The 17,594-nt window shown below is 61.9% G+C and carries 16 protein-coding genes; 1 reads left to right on the top strand and 15 read right to left on the bottom strand.

Annotated elements, in window-relative coordinates:
• Window positions 1-61 precede the first annotated feature (61 nt).
• From AB4Z15_RS13930 to AB4Z15_RS13875, 12 genes are all read right to left on the bottom strand, one after another.
• Window positions 62-583 (bottom strand): tetratricopeptide repeat protein, encoded by a 522-nt coding sequence (locus AB4Z15_RS13930; protein ID WP_442005703.1) that lies wholly within the window; start codon window positions 581-583, stop codon window positions 62-64.
• Entirely contained in the window at window positions 580-1,671 is a 1,092-nt protein-coding gene (aroB, locus tag AB4Z15_RS13925; RefSeq protein WP_442017739.1) for a 3-dehydroquinate synthase, read from the bottom strand. Before aroB ends, AB4Z15_RS13930 begins: the two co-directional genes overlap by 4 nt.
• Window positions 1,668-2,222, bottom strand: a complete 555-nt coding sequence (locus tag AB4Z15_RS13920; RefSeq protein ID WP_442005731.1) for a shikimate kinase — start codon at window positions 2,220-2,222, stop codon at window positions 1,668-1,670. Before AB4Z15_RS13920 ends, aroB begins: the two co-directional genes overlap by 4 nt.
• An 11-nt stretch (window positions 2,223-2,233) precedes the next feature.
• Window positions 2,234-3,433, bottom strand: coding sequence for a chorismate synthase (aroC, locus tag AB4Z15_RS13915; protein ID WP_442005705.1), 1,200 nt, complete (start codon window positions 3,431-3,433; stop codon window positions 2,234-2,236).
• A gap of 26 nt (window positions 3,434-3,459) precedes the next feature.
• The gene (locus AB4Z15_RS13910; protein ID WP_442017738.1) at window positions 3,460-4,314 is read right to left on the bottom strand and encodes a shikimate dehydrogenase; all 855 of its coding nucleotides are present in this window, start codon (window positions 4,312-4,314) and stop codon (window positions 3,460-3,462) included.
• Entirely contained in the window at window positions 4,311-6,047 is a 1,737-nt protein-coding gene (mltG, locus tag AB4Z15_RS13905; protein ID WP_442017737.1) for an endolytic transglycosylase MltG, read from the bottom strand. The genes AB4Z15_RS13910 and mltG overlap by 4 nt, the downstream gene beginning before the upstream one ends.
• Window positions 6,044-6,634 (bottom strand): Holliday junction resolvase RuvX, encoded by a 591-nt coding sequence (gene ruvX / locus AB4Z15_RS13900; RefSeq protein WP_442017736.1) that lies wholly within the window; start codon window positions 6,632-6,634, stop codon window positions 6,044-6,046. Before ruvX ends, mltG begins: the two co-directional genes overlap by 4 nt.
• Window positions 6,635-6,636: 2 nt before the next feature.
• Window positions 6,637-9,315, bottom strand: a complete 2,679-nt coding sequence (alaS, locus tag AB4Z15_RS13895) for an alanine--tRNA ligase (protein ID WP_442017735.1) — start codon at window positions 9,313-9,315, stop codon at window positions 6,637-6,639.
• Between the two features lie 115 nt (window positions 9,316-9,430).
• Entirely contained in the window at window positions 9,431-9,673 is a 243-nt protein-coding gene (locus tag AB4Z15_RS13890; protein ID WP_442017734.1) for a DUF6167 family protein, read from the bottom strand.
• A gap of 22 nt (window positions 9,674-9,695) precedes the next feature.
• Window positions 9,696-10,070 (bottom strand): DUF948 domain-containing protein, encoded by a 375-nt coding sequence (locus AB4Z15_RS13885; RefSeq protein ID WP_442017867.1) that lies wholly within the window; start codon window positions 10,068-10,070, stop codon window positions 9,696-9,698.
• A gap of 134 nt (window positions 10,071-10,204) precedes the next feature.
• Window positions 10,205-10,825, bottom strand: a complete 621-nt coding sequence (gene rpsD / locus AB4Z15_RS13880; protein ID WP_216925553.1) for a 30S ribosomal protein S4 — start codon at window positions 10,823-10,825, stop codon at window positions 10,205-10,207.
• A 167-nt stretch (window positions 10,826-10,992) separates the two neighbouring features.
• Complete coding sequence (locus AB4Z15_RS13875; protein WP_442017733.1) at window positions 10,993-12,489, bottom strand: replication-associated recombination protein A; 1,497 nt, start codon at window positions 12,487-12,489, stop codon at window positions 10,993-10,995.
• A gap of 41 nt (window positions 12,490-12,530) precedes the next feature.
• Here AB4Z15_RS13875 and AB4Z15_RS13870 point away from each other — a divergent pair, with 41 nt between their 5' ends.
• Window positions 12,531-13,211 carry an acVLRF1 family peptidyl-tRNA hydrolase gene (locus AB4Z15_RS13870; RefSeq protein ID WP_442017732.1) on the top strand — a complete coding sequence of 227 codons (681 nt, stop codon included), beginning with the start codon at window positions 12,531-12,533 and terminating at the stop codon, window positions 13,209-13,211.
• A 7-nt stretch (window positions 13,212-13,218) separates the two neighbouring features.
• On the opposite strand, the gene AB4Z15_RS13865 is transcribed toward AB4Z15_RS13870, so the two are convergent.
• From AB4Z15_RS13865 to hisS, 3 genes are all read right to left on the bottom strand, one after another.
• The gene (locus AB4Z15_RS13865) at window positions 13,219-14,073 is read right to left on the bottom strand and encodes a GNAT family N-acetyltransferase (protein ID WP_442017731.1); all 855 of its coding nucleotides are present in this window, start codon (window positions 14,071-14,073) and stop codon (window positions 13,219-13,221) included.
• Between the two features lie 68 nt (window positions 14,074-14,141).
• The gene (aspS, locus tag AB4Z15_RS13860; RefSeq protein WP_442017730.1) at window positions 14,142-15,935 is read right to left on the bottom strand and encodes an aspartate--tRNA ligase; all 1,794 of its coding nucleotides are present in this window, start codon (window positions 15,933-15,935) and stop codon (window positions 14,142-14,144) included.
• 96 nt (window positions 15,936-16,031) lie between these two features.
• Window positions 16,032-17,396: a histidine--tRNA ligase gene (gene hisS / locus AB4Z15_RS13855; protein ID WP_442005714.1), complete on the bottom strand. Its 1,365-nt coding sequence runs from the start codon at window positions 17,394-17,396 to the stop codon at window positions 16,032-16,034.
• Window positions 17,397-17,594 lie beyond the last annotated feature (198 nt).

Below are 17,594 nucleotides of genomic sequence, written 5' to 3'. Positions count from 1 at the left end.
TCCAAGAACCATTCTACCGTCAAATGCACAGTGGCTTGCCTACGGGTGGTTTCGCCCGGGATCAGGACGCGAGTTCCAGCACATCCCTGGCCCGCTGGAGGGCCACCGCAGAGGAGTAGATCAGTGCGGCATCGGCAGCCTTGGCAACCCTTAGGTCCAGTGCCTTGGCGAACTCCTCGGATGCTGCCAGCGCATTTCCGCTGACGAAATATGCCCGGCCTAAATACTGGTGGACGATCGCTTCCTTGGAAGTACCTTGGACTTCCTGCAGCAGCTGGCGGAACAGTTGGATGGCACGATCCAGGCGATTGGTGGCCCGGTGGACTTCGGCTTCAAAAATCCGCAATCGGAAGGATTCCGGGTCCTTGTAGCGTGCCTCAGCGAGCAGTTCCGCCGCTTCCTTGGGCTGGTTTTCCAGCAGCAGCGCCATGATCCGGTCCGCAGGGTCTTCCGAAGCCGCCAACGCAGACTCCAGTGCGTCTTCGTTGACGATGACGGGCAGCAAAGTATCGGGGTTCGTGCGGACGCCCGGGAATCCGCCGGTTGGCCAGTCGCTGACGCCTTCTCTGAGGGCGGTCATCATGAAGCAATCTCCTGGTAAGCGGCAAACAACAGGGAGGTGTCCGGGACGTCCAGAATGCCGGGCTTGCCCACGCCGTCCAGGACAACAAAGCGCAGGAGGTCCCCACGGGACTTCTTATCCCGGCGCATCCCGTCCAGCAGGCCTTGCCAGCGGTCCTTGCGGTAGGTGATAGGGAGGCCAAGGCTCTCAAGGATGGTGCGGTGCCGATCGGCGTCGGCGTCCGGGAGACGTCCAACGCTCCGGGCCAATTCCGCAGCGAACATCATGCCTACCGACACGGCCGCGCCATGGCGCCACGAGTAGCGCTCCACGAGTTCAATGGCATGGCCCAGGGTGTGTCCATAATTCAGGATCTCGCGCAGCCCGGATTCCTTGAGGTCCTGGGAGACGACGTTGGCTTTGACCGCAATGGCACGCTCGATGAGTTCACGGACAACGTCCGATTCCGGGTCCATCACTGCGTCCGTGTTCTTTTCAATGAGGTCAAGGATCGCGGGATCGGCGATGAAGCCGCACTTGATGACCTCTGCCATTCCAGAAATCAGCTCGTTCCTGGGCAACGTCTTCAGTGTGTCCAGATCCGCCAGAACAGCCGCGGGAGGATGGAATGATCCCACCAGGTTCTTGCCTTCGGCAGTGTTGATACCTGTTTTTCCGCCAACTGAGGCATCCACCATGCCCAACAGGCTGGTGGGCATGTGGATGACTTTGACTCCGCGAAGCCACGTGGCAGCAACGAATCCGGCGAGGTCGGTCACCGCGCCGCCACCTACGGCCACGATGGCGTCCGAGCGCGTGAAGTCGTTCTGACCCAGCACCTGCCAGCAGAAAGCGGCAACCTGTATGTGCTTGCCTTCTTCGGCATCCGGGATCTCGGCCGTCAGTGCGGTGAAGCCGGCAGCTTCGAGCTCATCGCGGACGGTGTCGCCGGTCAGGCGAAGAGCGCGTGGGTGAATGACAAGCACGCGTCGAACCCGCTCGCCAAGTTTGGCGGGAAGGGATTGCAGGAGGCCACGGCCCACCACGACGTCGTAGTTCTCAGCGGTTGATTGGCCGGTCACCTTGATGACAGTTGCTTCGTTGCTCACTTTTCAACTTCCTCTTTCAAGGCTGCATGCTGGCGCAGCCGCTCCTCCAGGTGGAGGCCGATTTCAGCCACGGATCCTGAACGGACATCCAGGACGATGTCTGCAAGACGCTCATATACAGGACGCCTGGTGGCAAACAGGGCCTCCCAACGGGACATTGCGTCGCCCTGCAGCAGGGGCCTTCCAGTATTTCGCGCGATCCTGTCCGCAACGGTGGAGGCGTCGCATTCCAGGTAGACCACGGTGCACTCCCCCAGCAATTGCTGGGTTCCCGAGTCCAGAACGGCTCCGCCACCCAGCGAAATCACCGCGGGCTGTTGTTTGGCGGCCTCGATGGCCTTCGCCACTGCCCGGGCCTCAATTTCACGGAAGGCGTGTTCTCCCCGACCAGCGAAGATGTCCGCGATGCTGCCGTGCGCGGCAACGACAACCGCATCCGTGTCCACAAAAGGAACGCCGAGCTGCTGGGCAAGTTGCTGGCCGATCGCAGACTTGCCAACTGCCATAGGGCCCACCAGGACAACGGGACGGCCAGCGCAGCCGCCCTGGATCGTGCGGCCCACTACCGGCCGACCGAGTCCAGGGTTGCCGGGATGTTGTCCAGGTAGCTCTGCAGGTTACGCATGGTCTCGGCAACAGAGTCACCGCCGAATTTTTCGGCAATGGCTTCTGCGAGGACAAGAGCCACCATGGCCTCTGCTACTACGCCCGCTGCTGGAACTGCACAGACGTCCGAACGCTGGTGGTGCGCCTTGGCTGGCTCGCCGGTGCTGACATCAATGGTGCGCAGTGCGCGGGGAACAGTGGCGATGGGCTTCATGGCTGCGCGGACACGCAGTACCTCGCCGATGCTCATGCCACCCTCAATGCCGCCGGCACGGTTGGTCTGGCGAATGATTTTGCCGTTCTCGTCCTTAAGGATTTCATCATGCGCTGCGGAGCCCCGGCGGGCAGCGGTGAGGAAGCCGTCACCGACCTCTACGCCCTTGATGGCCTGAATACCCATCAGAGCTGCGGCGAGACGCGAATCGAGGCGACGGTCCCAGTGGACGTAGCTGCCCAATCCAGGGGGAAGTCCGTAGGCAAGGACCTCAACCACGCCTCCCAGGGTTTCGCCTTCCTTGTGGGCGGCATCCACCTCGGCGACCATTGCATCCGAAGTCTCACGGTCAAAGCAACGCAGGGGATCAGCGTCAAGGGCGATCACGTCCTTGGGCAGAGGCAACGCTTTGCCTTCAGGAACGGTGACGCTGGCGATGGAAACGGTGTGGCTGACCAACTCCACGCCCAGTTGCTTCAGGAACTGGGCGGCAACGGTACCGAGCGCAACACGGGTGGCGGTCTCGCGCGCACTGGCGCGCTCAAGGACCGGACGGGCTTCGTCAAAGCCGTACTTCTGCATCCCGGTGAAATCGGCGTGCCCAGGGCGCGGGCGGGTCAGCGGGGCATTGCGGGCTTGGTCGGCAAGGACTTCAGGGTCCACTGGATCAGCAGACATGATCTGCTCCCACTTTGGCCATTCGGTGTTGCCGACCTGAATGGCAACCGGACCACCCTGGGTGATGCCGTGACGTACGCCACCGAGGATGGTGACTTCATCCTGCTCAAACTTCATGCGGGCGCCACGTCCATAGCCCAGGCGACGACGCGCCAAAGCATCACGGATTTGCCCGCTGGTGAGTTCAACACCGGCGGGCACGCCTTCAACAATTCCGATCAGAGCCGGACCATGGGATTCACCGGCAGTCAACCAACGCAACATATAACCAATCCTGCCATGTAAGGCCTCTAGAACACTCGCCGGGGAAGCCCAACTGAGTCGCACATCACATCTATGACGGAGGCGTCAACGTCACAGCCACTGAACTGCCGGATCTGCTCTGCTGCTTGGTACATCAGCATTTCGAGCCCCGGAACCACCGCTCCCCCATGTGCGTGCCAAACCTCGGCGAGGCGGCTCGGCCAAGGGTCATATGCGACGTCGAGCAAAACGCCCGCCGCCGTTCCCGGCAGGGCAGAGAGTTCCTCCGCCAGGGCATCGGCCGCACGCGGTGGAAAGGTGGAGATGATCAACCCGGAGGAAGCAACGGCCGTAGCCGCCTCGGTGAGGGGGCGGAGACGCAGGGAAATCCCGACGGCGGCAGCGGCGGCTTGCGCGTCGAGGGCACGTGCGGTGTCCCGCACGAAAACGTCGACATGATCGGCACCGAGCTCGCGCACAGCAGCAATCGCGGCTGCCGAGGTACCTCCACCGCCAAGAACAGCAGCATGCGGTGTCGAAGCGATTCCCGCGTAACGAACTGCTTCCACGATGCCTTCGACATCTGTGTTGTAGCCAATCCGGCGAACCGATCCGGCGTCGTTCTCGAAGACGACCGTGTTGATAACACCCAGGTGGGCGCCAGCACCACGAACCTCATCGACTTCCCTGACCATGGCCGATTTCAAGGGCATGGTTACCGAAAGCCCGCACCACGATGCGTCCCCGCGGAGGGAGTCCATGAACGCCGGAAGCCTGTCAACCGTCAGGTCGATTGCCGAGTATTCGATGTCCACACCGAGCTTGGCATAGGCAGCGGTGTGCATCGCCGGGGATTTCGAATGTGAGATCGGATGCCCGAGGACCGCGGCGCGACGACTCACACGCACCGTCCGGCGTTTGCCTGGCACCAGGCGTTGTACTGCTCAACGTAAGTGCTGTGTTCCGCCAGCGTCTTGGAGAACTTGGTCTCCTTGGTGTCCAGGTTGATGGTCACCCAATACAGGTAATCGTTTTGCGTCGGTTTAGCCGCTGCATCAATTGCCGTCTTGCCCGGGGAACCAATCGGGCCTGCGGGAAGCCCTGGATTTGCGTAGGTGTTGTAGGTGTTGGACTTGTCAGCCTTCTCTTCGTCCGTGAGGTGGAAGGACTTCTTGCCCAGACCATAAGTGACCGTGGCGTCTGACTGAATGAGCCCGTTGGTCTCCGTGTTGTTGGGCTTAAGGCGGTTATAAATCGCGCCAGCGACATTTCCGTAGTCGGCCTGGCCGCCCTCCGCCTGGACGATGCTGGCGATGGTTACGGTGTCGTACTGCTTGGCCGGATCCGTAATTCCTTGGGCCTTGAGCTCATCAAGAGTGCTGGAGACCAGCTTCTGGATGATGTCCTTACCCGATGTGCCCAGTGGGAAGCGATACTCTCCGGGAGCCAGAAAACCCTCCAGGTTCTTGGCCTTTGCAGGCACCCCGAATTGTCCCGGTGCCTGGTTGAAGCCATTGAGCTGGGCCATGGGAATACCGGAGCCCTTGGAGATTGCCTCCAACGACTCGGTGATCCGCAGGCCTGCACTCAAGGCGAAGTAGATCACCTTGGAAGCGTCCTTGTTGACGAGGACCGCAACGGCGTCGGAGTTTTTCATCTCGGTACGGAAGGTGAATTCCCCGGGCGAGAGTTCCCCGCCCTCGGTCACGAACTCCTTGACGAAGGAATCGGCGTCTGCCACGACGTGATTTTCCACAAGGGCTGTTGCCACCGCCTTGGGGCCGGCGCCTTCCGGCACCGTAATGCTGACGGAGCCTGTCCCGGGACCGGGGTAATCAGTGACTTTGTCCATGCCAAGGAGGGGCTTGAGGAATTGCGCCCCGATCGCGATGGCAGCAACAAAGACTCCCAGCGTAATCAGCAACGCAAGGACACGACGGCGACGCCGCGCCTTCTTGGCCGCAGCTTTGGACGACGCCGTAACTTCTACTGGAGCGATGAGGTGGTGGTGCTCGTCATGAAGCTCGTCATGAAGCTCGTCATGAAGCTCCATGTGCCCTTCGTGGGCTTCGTAATCGAACTCCGGTGCATGCTCTGCAAACGCATGATCGTCCACGTGGACAGAGCCTTCGTGGACCGAGCCTTCGTGGACACCGTAATGATGGGCTTCATCCGCATGACCGGCATAGACATGTGCAACGGCTGGGACCGGAAGGGCATCGTCATGGTGCTCCTCTTCCGGAAGTGCAGGATCCACGTGCTCACTGGGAGATGGCGTCGCAATTGCCGGTGCTGCCTCCGGAACGGGCGGTAAGGCCTCCGGAACAGGCGGAGTCACGACTGTCTGCACGGGTTCAGGCGCAGCAGGTGCAGGCGCAACCGGTTTAGGCATAACGGGTTCAGGCGCAGCAGGTTCAGGCGCAGCAATTGGCTTGGGAACCGCGGGAATGGGGCGCGGCAGTTCAGGCTCAACATCCGCCGAAGGCGCTGCTTCCCCCGGGGTCGCTTCAGGAACGGGTACGACGTTCTGGTTCTGCGTGGCGAGGAATCGTTCCCGCGCCCGCAGTTCCTTGCGGGTCAGCGGCATGCCGCCGCCGGCGGTTCCGCTGGAGGGGTCGTTGTTGACCGGGCTCACAGTTGCAGTCCCCTCGTAGAAGAATCTGGTTCAGGGCCGGAGGAAGCCTGCAGCGTTGGGGCACTGCTGGACGTGTTGGACTGCGCCGGTGCTTTTACGCGGCGGCCAACGTCCGTTCCTCTGGCTTTTTGCATGTCGATCGCGTGCTGAAGTATTCCAGCAGCGGCAACCTGATCAACCACTTTACGGTGGTTCTTGCTGCTCATGCCAGCTTCGTGCAGGTTGCGGTGCGCCGTAACAGTGGAAAGACGCTCATCTACGAGGTTCACGGGAACGTCCAAACCGGCGCGGGCGAGCTCGCCCGCCAGCAGTTCGGCGTACTCCGTTGCCATCTGCGCCGAGCTTCGTTCCTCACCCTTCATGGTCTTTGGAAGGCCCACGAAAATCTGCACGGCCCGCATTTCCGCAGCCTGTTTAACCACCACACGAACATCGGAGTTCTTCTTGGCGTCACGGCCCACTGTCTTGAAAGGCGTGGCCAGGATTTCGTCGGGGTCGCAAATGGCCAGCCCAACCCTGACGGTGCCGACGTCTACCCCCAGCTTGATGCCGTGGGGGTAGACGCCGCTGTTCGTACTGGAATTCACCGTTAACGCTTGGCTATCGCATCCACCACCGCTGTGAGGGCCTCAGAGACCTTCCCAGCGTCGGTGCCGCCACCTTGAGCGACATCGTCCTTGCCGCCGCCGCCACCGCCAAGGATGCCTGCAGCAAGACGGACCAGTGCTCCGGCCTTCACGCCGGCTTCACGGGCAGCTTCGTTCGTGGCAATCAAAATGACGGGCCGATCATTGCTGACACCTGCAACTGCAACAGCGGCGGCTTCGGAGCCCAGACGGTTGCGGAGGTCCAGGGCAAGGTTCCGAAGATCGTCTGCTCCACCTACCTGGCCGGCATCGTGGGCCACAACCCGCACACCCGCGGCGTCCTTGGCGGTACCCACCAGGTTGGCGGCCGCCGCAGCCAACTGCTCCTTGCGAAGGCGGTCGAGTTCCTTCTCCGTTGCCTTCAACTTGTTCAAGGTACTGGAGATGCGGTCTGCGAGCTGGCCGGAGGGAACCTTCAGCAGTTCTGTAAGTTCCGTAACAAGTGCACGCTCGGCGGCCAGGTGGCGGAAAGCGTCCAAGCCCACGAAGGCCTCCACTCGGCGGTTTCCCGAACCGACGGACTGCTCACCCAACAGGGAAAGGCTGCCAATAAGGGAAGTATTGGACACGTGGGTGCCACCACAAAGCTCGCGGGACCACGCGCCGTCGATCTCCACCACACGTACTTCACTGCCGTAGTTCTCGCCGAACAGTGCCATGGCGCCCAGCGCCTTGGCTTCGGCCAATCCCATGACCTTGGTGTCCACGCGATAGTTGTTCCGGATGGCGATGTTGGAAACCTCTTCAATTTCCGATCGAGTGGCGGGACTCAGGCCCTCGCCCCAGGCGAAGTCGAAGCGGAGGTAGCCGGCCTTGTTGTAGGAACCACGTTGGGTAGCTTCCGGGCCCAGGATCTGATGCAGCGCGGCATGCACAATGTGCGTTCCAGTGTGCGCCTGCTCAGCTGCGTGGCGCCGTTCACGGTCGACGGCGGCGCGCACCAGGGCATCGGTGGCGATCTCGCCTTCCCGGACGATCGCCTTATGGACGCTGAGGCCCTTGACCGGGCGCTGGACATCCAGGACCTCGACGACGAATCCGTCGCCGGTGATCAGGCCGGTGTCGGCCGACTGTCCACCGGCTTCTGCGTAGAATGGCGTCTCATTGAGGACCACTTCGATTTCGTCGCCCGTGGAGGCGTGTGCCACCCGCTGACCGGCGCTGAGGATGCCGCGCACCTTGGACTCGCCATCAAGCTCGTCATAGCCGGTGAAGGTGGTCTCACCCTCACCCAGCATTTCCTGGTAGGCGCTGAGGTCGGCGTGGCCACCCTTCTTGCCCTTGGCATCTGCCTGTGCGCGCTGACGCTGTTCAAGCATCAGCGAGCGGAAGCCTGCTTCGTCCACCTTGAGGCCGGCTTCTTCAGCCATTTCCAAGGTGAGGTCTATCGGGAATCCATAGGTGTCATGGAGCGCAAAAGCGTCAGCGCCGGACAAGGGAACGCCTGCAGCCTTGGATTCGGCCACTGCATCCTCCAGGCGTGCCGTACCAGAAGCAATGGTGCGCAGGAACGCCTTTTCTTCGGCATAGGCGATACGGCTGATGCGTGCGAAGTCCGTCTCCACTACCGGGTAGACACCCTTCATGGCGTCGCGGGAAGCGGGAAGAAGGTCCGGCAGGCAGGCCCGCTCAACACCGAGCAGGCGCATCGCACGGACGGCCCGGCGGATCAGACGGCGCAGGACATAGCCGCGGCCTTCGTTGGACGGTGCCACGCCGTCGGCAATGAGCATCAGGGCCGAACGGATGTGGTCTGCAACAACGCGCATGCGGACGTCGTCAGTGTGGTGTGGGTCATCAGCTGACTCTGCAGAGGTGTACTCCCGGCCGGAGAGCTCAGCAGCTTTGTCGATGACAGGACGGACCTGATCGGTCTCATACATGTTCTCAACGCCCTGGAGGATCATCGCAAGACGTTCCATGCCCAGGCCGGTGTCGATGTTCTTGTTCGGGAGTTCGCCTACGATGTCGAAGTCCACCTTGGAACGGACATTTTCGATCTGGTACTGCATGAACACGAGGTTCCAGATCTCGATGTACCGGGTCTCGTCAGCGAGGGGTCCGCCTTCAATGCCGTAGGCGGGGCCACGGTCATAGTAGATCTCGGAGCACGGGCCAGCCGGGCCGGGCTGGCCGGTGTGCCAGTAGTTGTCGGATTTACCCATGCGCTGGATGCGCTCAGCCGGGATGGCGGTATTCTTGAGCCACAATTCCTTGGCTTCGTCGTCTTCTTCATAGACGGTCACCCAGATGCGTTCGGCCGGAAGCCCATAGCCGCCGTCGTCAACGCTCTTGGTGAGAAGCTCGAAGGCGAACTTGATCGCATCTTCCTTGAAGTAGTCACCAAAGGAGAAGTTGCCGCACATCTGGAAAAACGTGCCGTGGCGCGCTGTCTTACCGACTTCCTCGATGTCGCCGGTGCGGATGCACTTCTGGACGCTGGTGGCGCGCTGGTAGGGCGGCTCTTCGCGCGCGGTCAGATAAGGAATGAATGGGACCATGCCGGCCACAGTGAAGAGAAGTGACGGGTCGCTTGAAACGAGCGACGCGGAGGGAACGGCGGTGTGGCCCTTGCTGACAAAAAAGTCCACCCAGCGCTTGGTGATCTCCTGCGACTTCATTAGCTGATTACTTACCCTTCTCAATTCACTGCACACGTTGTGCGCGGAACCGGCTGTTGCCCTTCCGCAGCTTTCCATTCTGCCCTGTTGCGGGCGCGGGAGCGAACCGTGTTCGCTAGCGCCGGCCGGCGTTGGGGTTGTTATCCGTACTTGTAATGCCCAACGCGGCCCTCAAGTCCTCTTCCCGTTCATGCATGCCTGACCGTACAGCGTCGGCGAAATCGAACATGCCATCGGCCAGGCGGCCAACCGCGCGATTCAGGCCATCGGGGCCGATGTTGGCCTGGGCCTGGGTGACTTTGCGGAAGGCGATAACGCCAATGGCGACGCCAATGCCCATCCATACAATTCTTTTCATGTGTTCCGGGTCTCCAATTGGTTCAGCGGCTGCGGCGGCCGGAGGACGGAGCGCGACGGCCGGCGAAAGCCGAACGGACACCATAACTGAAAGCTGCAACCTTGATCAGCGGCGAACCAACAGTCGCAGCCACCAGGGAGGTCAAAGCGGAAATGTTCGCCGATGCGTCGGAGACATTTGAGGCGATGCCGTCGACTTTTTTCAGTTGCTGGTTGGTAGTGGAAACCGTTGCGGTTACTTCGTCCATGAGGGGCGTCGCCCCGTCGCTGATGGATCGGATGGTGGTGCGCACTTCGTCAAAGACGCCACCGAGCTTCAAGATAGGCACGGCCAACAGCAGGACCAGGAGTGCGAAGACTCCTGCTGCTATCAGGCCGGCGATGTCGCCACCAGACATAGAATTCATCTCCTAGATTGTTGCGCTGCCCTGCACGACCGGAATCCGGCTTCGGCCAAGGCCTCCCCAGTACCTTATACAAAAAGGAAGCCCGCGGCGTGTGCCACGGGCTTCCTTGTAAGCGCTGCTTGAATTTAGCGAGCGTAGAATTCGACGACGAGCTGCTCTTCACAGATCACGGGGACCTCAGAGCGCTTCGGGCGGCGAACCAAGCGGGCCTGCAGGGCGTCGAGCTTGACGTCCAGGTATGCCGGCACGTTGTTCAGGGCGTGGGCACCAGCAGCTGCGACCTGGAACGGAGCCATGACCTCGGAGCGGCTGTGAACGTGGATGAGCTGGCCTTCGCCAACGCGGAAGGACGGGCGGTCCACGCGGATGCCGTCAACCATGATGTGGCGGTGCACAACGAGCTGGCGGGCCTGTGCGATGGTGCGGGCGAAGCCTGCACGCAGTACCAGGGCGTCCAGACGCATTTCGAGCAGCTCAACCAGGTTTTCACCGGTGAGGCCCTTGGTGCGGCGTGCTTCTTCGAAGGCACGGGTCATCTGGGCTTCGCGGATGCCGTACTGGGCGCGCAGACGCTGCTTTTCGCGCAGACGTACGGCGTAGTCGGAGTCCTGCTTCTTGCGGGCACGGCCGTGCTCACCGGGGCCGTACGGGCGGCGCTCCATGTACTTGGCGGCCTTGGGGGTCAGAGCAATGCCGAGTGCACGCGAAAGGCGTGCGGTACGGCGAGCACGAGTGTTGTTAGCCACTTGTGTCCTTCCAAATTACTGCGGTGTGTCAGTGTTACTGGCCTCCATCAGGGAGAGCATCGGCCAACCGCTGCCTTTTGCTACTGGTCCGCGGCACAGCTCCATTGAAGGAATCTTCAAAGGGATTGTGCGTCGGGTCATGCCAGACAAGCAACTATCCTACCACGCTACTGTCCCCGGATGATCTTCCGGAGCCGTTCCAGCCTGACGGCTATATCGCGTTCGACGCCGTTGTTGGTTGGCTCGTAGTAGTCCTTTCCCACGAGGTCATCGGGCGGGTACTGCTGAGTTGCCACTCCATGCGGTTCATCATGCGCGTACTTGTAGCTCTTGCCATGTCCCAATTGTTTGGCACCTGGATAGTGCGCATCGCGCAGGTGCATGGGGATGCCCCCGCCGAAACCGGCACGGACATCGGCAACCGCTTTGTTCAGGCCCATGTATGCCGCATTCGACTTGGGTGCCGTGGCAAGGTGGACTACAGCTTCAGCCAGGACAATCCGGCCTTCGGGCATCCCTATCAACTGGACGGCCTGCGCGGCTGCCACAGCTGTTTGCAACGCCGTGGGATCAGCCATGCCGATATCTTCCGCAGCGGAGATGACGATGCGCCGTGCCACGAACCTCGGGTCCTCCCCCGCCTCCAGCATCCGCGCCAGGTAGTGAAGGGAGGCATCAACGTCCGAGCCCCTGATCGACTTGATGAACGCACTGGCGACGTCGTAGTGCTGGTCGCCAGCCCGGTCATAACGGACAGCAGCGGCGTCCAAAGCACGCTCAGTATGCCTGAGTTCCACCAGCACCGGAGCGTCCGGGGCGCCGTCGCCGGCAAGTCCGGGTTCGCCGTCGTCTGTGACATTGGTCCCGTCGGTTTCGACTTCCCCTTCGTCGACGGTTGAGACGGCATCCTTGTCTCCGAACGCGACGCCGGCCGCAGCTTCCAAGGCAGTCAGGGCCCTTCGGGCGTCACCTCCGGAGAGCCGCACCAAATGATCCAAAGCCTCAGGGCTGAGTTCCACCCGCCCGGCAAGGCCACGGGCATCGGCAACAGCCCGCTGTAGCAGCCCGGCAATGTCGTCATCCGTGAGCGGCTTCAACGTCAGCAGAAGCGAGCGGGACAGCAGGGGCGATACCACCGAGAAAGACGGGTTCTCGGTGGTAGCAGCCACCAGGACCACCCACCGGTTTTCAACGCCAGGCAACAATGCGTCCTGCTGCGCCTTGTTGAAACGGTGGATTTCATCAAGGAACAGGACGGTGGTCTTCTTGTACAGGTCCCGGGCGGTCAAGGCCTCATCCATCACCCGGCGAACATCCTTTACGCCAGCAGTAATGGCGGACAGTTCCACGAACTTCCGCCCCGGCCCGCGGGCAATGACATGCGCCAGCGTGGTCTTCCCGGTGCCCGGAGGCCCCCACAGAATGACGGAGCTCGGCCCGGCCGGCCCCGCAGCTTCTGCACCGGCGGCGAGCTGGCGAAGCGGGGAACCGTGGCCCAACAGATGCTGCTGGCCCACCACGTCATCCAAGGTCCTGGGGCGCATCCGGACTGCCAGGGGGCTCCGCTGGGACGCCATCCATCCGGCGTCGGAGGCTCCCCCGGCGGCAGGCAGATCCTCCGACTCGTCGTCGTTGTTTGCACCGGCACCAAAGAGATCTTCCACATGGATAGGCTACTCATAGTTCCAGCAAAGGAGACATCGACGTGGACCGCCGCGCATCCGCCCCGCAACAACGGCAGCCGAAGGCCTCCAGCCGCACGGCCCTTGTCCCCGCATCACGGCTGTCCGGTTGGGTGGATCGGTTCGCCCAGAGCCATGGCCCACTCACTGAAGAGACCAGCGACGGCGGAATCCTCCTCCGCGCCGCTGACGGGGCTTCTGCCCTCCTCAAGGCACCGTGGCCGGTCGATGGACGTCCAGGCCGGGGCACCACTGACATCGAACGGCTTGCCGCTCTTGCAGGCCAGGAACGTGGCCTTGGTATTTTGCTGGTGCGCCGGGGCGGATTCGCCGTGGCTGTGGCGAGCGGCAGCAAGATCCTGGAATCCAAAAGCGGTAACCGCTACGTTCAGTCCAGAACGGCCGCAGGTGGCCAATCCCAACAACGGTATGCCCGGCGCCGCTCCAACCAGGCGGACGCCTTGGTGGACTCCGCGGCGGAATATGCCGCGCGTATTTTTGCCAGCCACCGTGTTGAGTACCTTGTACCCGGCGGGGATAGAGCATTGGTGGACCTGGTTCTGGCGCAACCCTCCATGCGCGCTCTGGCCAGCCGAAGCCAGCTTGCTTTCCTGGACGTACAGGAACCCAAAACTGCTGCGCTTGCAAAGGCTGCTTTGGACGCTTGTTCCATCCGAATCCTGGTGACTGATCCACCAGCGTAAATGATCCTCAGCAGCCTCCAGGCGCCCGCCTCAAGGGAGCCTGCCGATACAGATAACTCCCTTGTTCCACGAACCCGGCCCGCGAATACAACGCCTGGGCACCGCGGTTGGAAGCAGTAACCAACAGCCAAAAACCCTGGAGATTGCGGGCCGCTCCCTCATCCAGTAGAGCTGCCAGCACCATCGTGCCGTATCCCCGCCTGCGGTGGGTGGCCGAGGTTGCCATGGCGTAGAGGCCTCCCCAGCCGTCCACCAGGGCGAGGCGTCCGACGGCGGCCGGTCCGCCGTCGTCGTCCCTCACCAGTGCGTACACAGACTCGCATCCGGTAAGAATGGCGCGGGCAACCTCCAGTTCCGCCTGGCCACCACGCCCATCCACGGACCACCACAAGCGAAGCCATTCATCGGTGGGCGCGTCCGAGAGTTCTACCCTCTGGGGCCGGTCATCCAAGGTTTCCAAGACGTCCATGCCCCGGACCATAATCAGGGTTTCCGACTGCCTGGTGAAGCGTTGCCCGTCCAGGACGGCGTTAAGGCCTGCACTGGCGTTAAGACCTGCACTACGGGAGTCATCGAATATCTGGAAAATGAGCGGGAGACGCCGCTGCCTGTACCAGGCTGACGCCGAGCTGACTGACCGCTCCAGGTCCGGACTGCTTGCCAGGCCCGGACTGCTTCCCAGCTCCGGCGTGTCGGCCAGCATCCCCTGCAGGTTCCTCGGCCACACGGAGTTCGCCCTCTGCGTGACCCCAGCGGCCGCACGGAGCACCCACTCCCCCGCATTTCCCACGTCAAGGGCTTCGCGCTCTACGGCGGGCCACGCCTTATCCATGAGGGTTTCCAAGAATGCTTGTTCCAACATCGCGGCACCTTTCATGTGCAGGAACACCAAAGGCTCCCCACATCAGTGGGGAGCCTTTGGCTACCGTCTTATTCGGACTCGGTCTCCGGCTTGGCCGCGGGCTTGGTTTCCGGCTTGAAGTCCACGCCGGCTTCCTTTCGCTGCTGTGCCGTAATGGGTGCAGGAGCGGCGGTCAGCGGGTCAAAGCCATTGCCGGTCTTCGGGAAGGCAATGACGTCGCGGATGGACTCGACACCGGCGAGCAAAGCCACCACACGGTCCCAGCCAAGCGCGATTCCGCCGTGTGGCGGCGCGCCGTACTTGAAGCCCTCCAACAGGAAGCCGAACTTGGTCTCGGCGTCTTCCTTGTCCAGGCCCATGAGCTGGAAGACGCGTTCCTGGACTTCACGTTCGTGGATACGGATGGAGCCGCCACCGATTTCGTTGCCGTTGCACACGATGTCGTATGCGTAGGAAAGTGCCGACTCAGGATCCTTGTCAAAGGTGTCAAGGAACTCGGGCTTGGGAGAGGTGAAGGCGTGGTGCACAGCTGTCCACTGGCCAGCGCCAACAGCAACGTCACCGGAGGCAACTGCTGCAGAAGCGGGCTCGAACATCGGAGCGTCCACGATCCATACGAAGGCCCAGTCTTTGGGATCAATCAGGCCAGTGCGGTGGCCAATTTCAACACGTGCAGCGCCAAGGAGGGCCCGTGATGCGGACTTCTCGCCAGCGGCGAAGAATATGCAGTCGCCCGGCTCGGCACCAACAGCATCGGCCAGGCCGGCACGTTCTTCGTCGGTGAGGTTCTTGGCCACGGGGCCAGCGAGTTCGCCATCTTCCTTGTAAAGAACGTAGGCCAGCCCCTTTGCGCCACGCTGCTTGGCCCATTCCTGCCAGGCATCCAGGGCACGGCGCGCCTGGGAAGCGCCCCCGGGCATAACGACCGCGCCAACGTAAGGTGCCTTGAAAACGCCGAAGTTGGTGTCCTTGAAGAACTCAGTCAGCTCGGTGAGCTCCAGGCCGAAGCGCAGGTCCGGCTTGTCGGAACCATACTTTGCCATCGCGTCCAGGTACGTCATGCGTCGGATCGGGGTGGGGACCTCGACGTCGATCAGTTGCCACAGGGCCTTCACGATTGCTTCGCCAAGCTCGATGACATCGTCCTGGTCAACGAAGCTGGCCTCGATGTCCAGCTGGGTGAACTCCGGCTGGCGGTCCGCGCGGAAGTCTTCGTCACGGTAGCAGCGGGCGATCTGGTAGTACTTTTCGAATCCGCCCACCTGGAGCAGCTGCTTGAAAAGCTGCGGCGACTGCGGGAGCGCGTACCAGGAACCCGGGGCAAGTCGGGCGGGGACGACGAAGTCACGGGCGCCTTCCGGCGTCGAACGCGTCAACGTGGGTGTCTCAATCTCGACGTAGCCGCGCTGGTGCAACAACTCGCGGGCGATACGGTTTGCCTCGGAGCGGAGGCGGAGGTTGCGTGCAGGACCAGGGCGGCGAAGGTCAAGGTAGCGGTGCTTAAGGCGCGCTTCTTCGCCAACTTCCACATGCTCGTCGATCTGGAACGGCAGGGGTTCCGAAGTGTTCAGGATGATGACTTTGTCCGCCATGACCTCGATCTCGCCCGTAGCCAGCGCGGGGTTCTCATTGCCTTCAGGACGCTTGCTAACGGTGCCCGTAACCTGCAGGACGTACTCGTTCCGCAGGCCGTGGAAGACCTCTTCTTCACGGACAACCACCTGGGCGACACCGGAAGCGTCACGAAGGTCAACGAATGCAACGCCACCGTGATCACGGCGGCGGCCCACCCAGCCGGCCAGGGTAACGGTTTGTCCAATGTGCTCGGAGCGAAGTGATCCGAGGTCATGTGTGCGCAGCACAGCATTCCTTTCAGCATGAATTTTCAAGGGATCATTGCAAAGACGATCCCGTCCGAGTTTACCCGCCCCGGCCGCGGCTGAATCACCTGGCCTGGATCAGGCGGTGATGACCCGGACGTGCAGATCTTCCTCCGACGGCGACCAGCTGGCCGGGTCCGCGTCCACCTGCGCGCCGGACCGGATGTCCTTGACCTGGTGCTTGCCGTCATCGTCAGTAAACCAAACAAACGGAATTCCCCGACGATCCGCGAACTTGATCTGCTTGCCGAACTTTTCTGCCTTCGCAGCAACTTCAGTAGCAATACCGCGGCCGCGAAGCTGTGCCGCGACATCCTGTGCCGCGGACCAACTGTCGTCGTTATTCAAAGCGACCAGGACAGCAGTCGGCACCGCGCGGGTAGCCGTGGCGAGTTCCTGGCTCAGGATCCGCGAGACAAGGCGGGTGACGCCGATGGACAAGCCGACGCCGGGGAACTTCCGGTTTCCCTTGCTGGCCAGGGCGTCGTACCGTCCGCCGGAACAAATCGAACCCAGTTGTTCATGGCCTACAAGGACAGTTTCGACGACGGTGCCCGTGTAGTAGTCCAGTCCACGGGCGATGCTGAGGTCAGCGACCACCTTGCCGGGTGCGCGCTGGACCGCAGCCTCAATGACCTGCTGGAGCTCGCTCAATCCTTCCTCGAGAAGGTCATCAGTCACCCCCAGGGCACGTACCTGGTCCACGAACGAGGTGTCCTCCGTGCGGATGGTAGCAAGCTTGAGCGCCAGTGCCGCCTGCTCATCCGAGGCGCCAAGCTCGCTCTTGAGCAGCTCAGCGACTTTGCCTTCGCCAATCTTTTCCAGTTTGTCGATGCTCCGCAGGACTCCGGCCGTATCAGTCAAGCCAATACCGCGGTAGAAGCCTTCAGCCAGCTTGCGGTTGTTGATCCGGAGGCGGAAGTCCGGAATCGGGAGGGCGCTCAATGCCTCGGCGATGACCAGAGCGATTTCGACGTCGTAGCGGAACGGCAACTCGCCATCGCCCACCACATCTATGTCTGCTTGGGTGAATTCGCGGGCGCGGCCTTCCTGCGGACGCTCGCCACGCCAGACCTTCTGGATCTGGTACCGGCGGAAGGGAAAGGCAAGATAACCCGCGTTTTCCACGACGTAGCGGGCGAAGGGAACAGTGAGGTCGAAGTGCAGGGCAAGCGCATTCGGATCGGCTTTGTCTGCCTTGTCCGTGGTGGTTGACCTGGAAGCTTCGTCTTCGTCGTCCTGCAGGCGGCTCAGCCCATAGACCTCTTTATCGATCTCGCCTTTACGCAGCAACTGGCCGACCGTTTCAACAGCACGCGTCTCAATGGAGGAGAAACCATGCAGTTCGAACGTTTTCCGGAGCGTGTCCAGCACATGGAGCTCCACCAACCGCTCCTGGGGAAGCCACTCGGGGAATCCGGACAGGGAGGCGGTACGTGCCATGGTGGATAAATCTCCTCGAAGAAAGCTGACTCAGGAATGAGCACCGCAGCTTTAAAGGCCTTTTCGGCGATTATGGGGCGGGCGTCCAGCCGGTCATGCATAAACTATGTGCGGCAGCCAGTTTATGCTTTCCGCGCGTGCACATCTAATGCAGCATGCCCGGTCCCTGCAGGCGGCCGGCGAACGTGGACACAATCA

This window comes from Paenarthrobacter sp. 2TAF44 (assembly GCF_052114885.1).
Lineage (GTDB): Bacteria > Actinomycetota > Actinomycetes > Actinomycetales > Micrococcaceae > Arthrobacter.
Note: the sequence above shows the minus strand (reverse complement) of the source record. Positions and strands in the feature narration are given on the sequence as shown.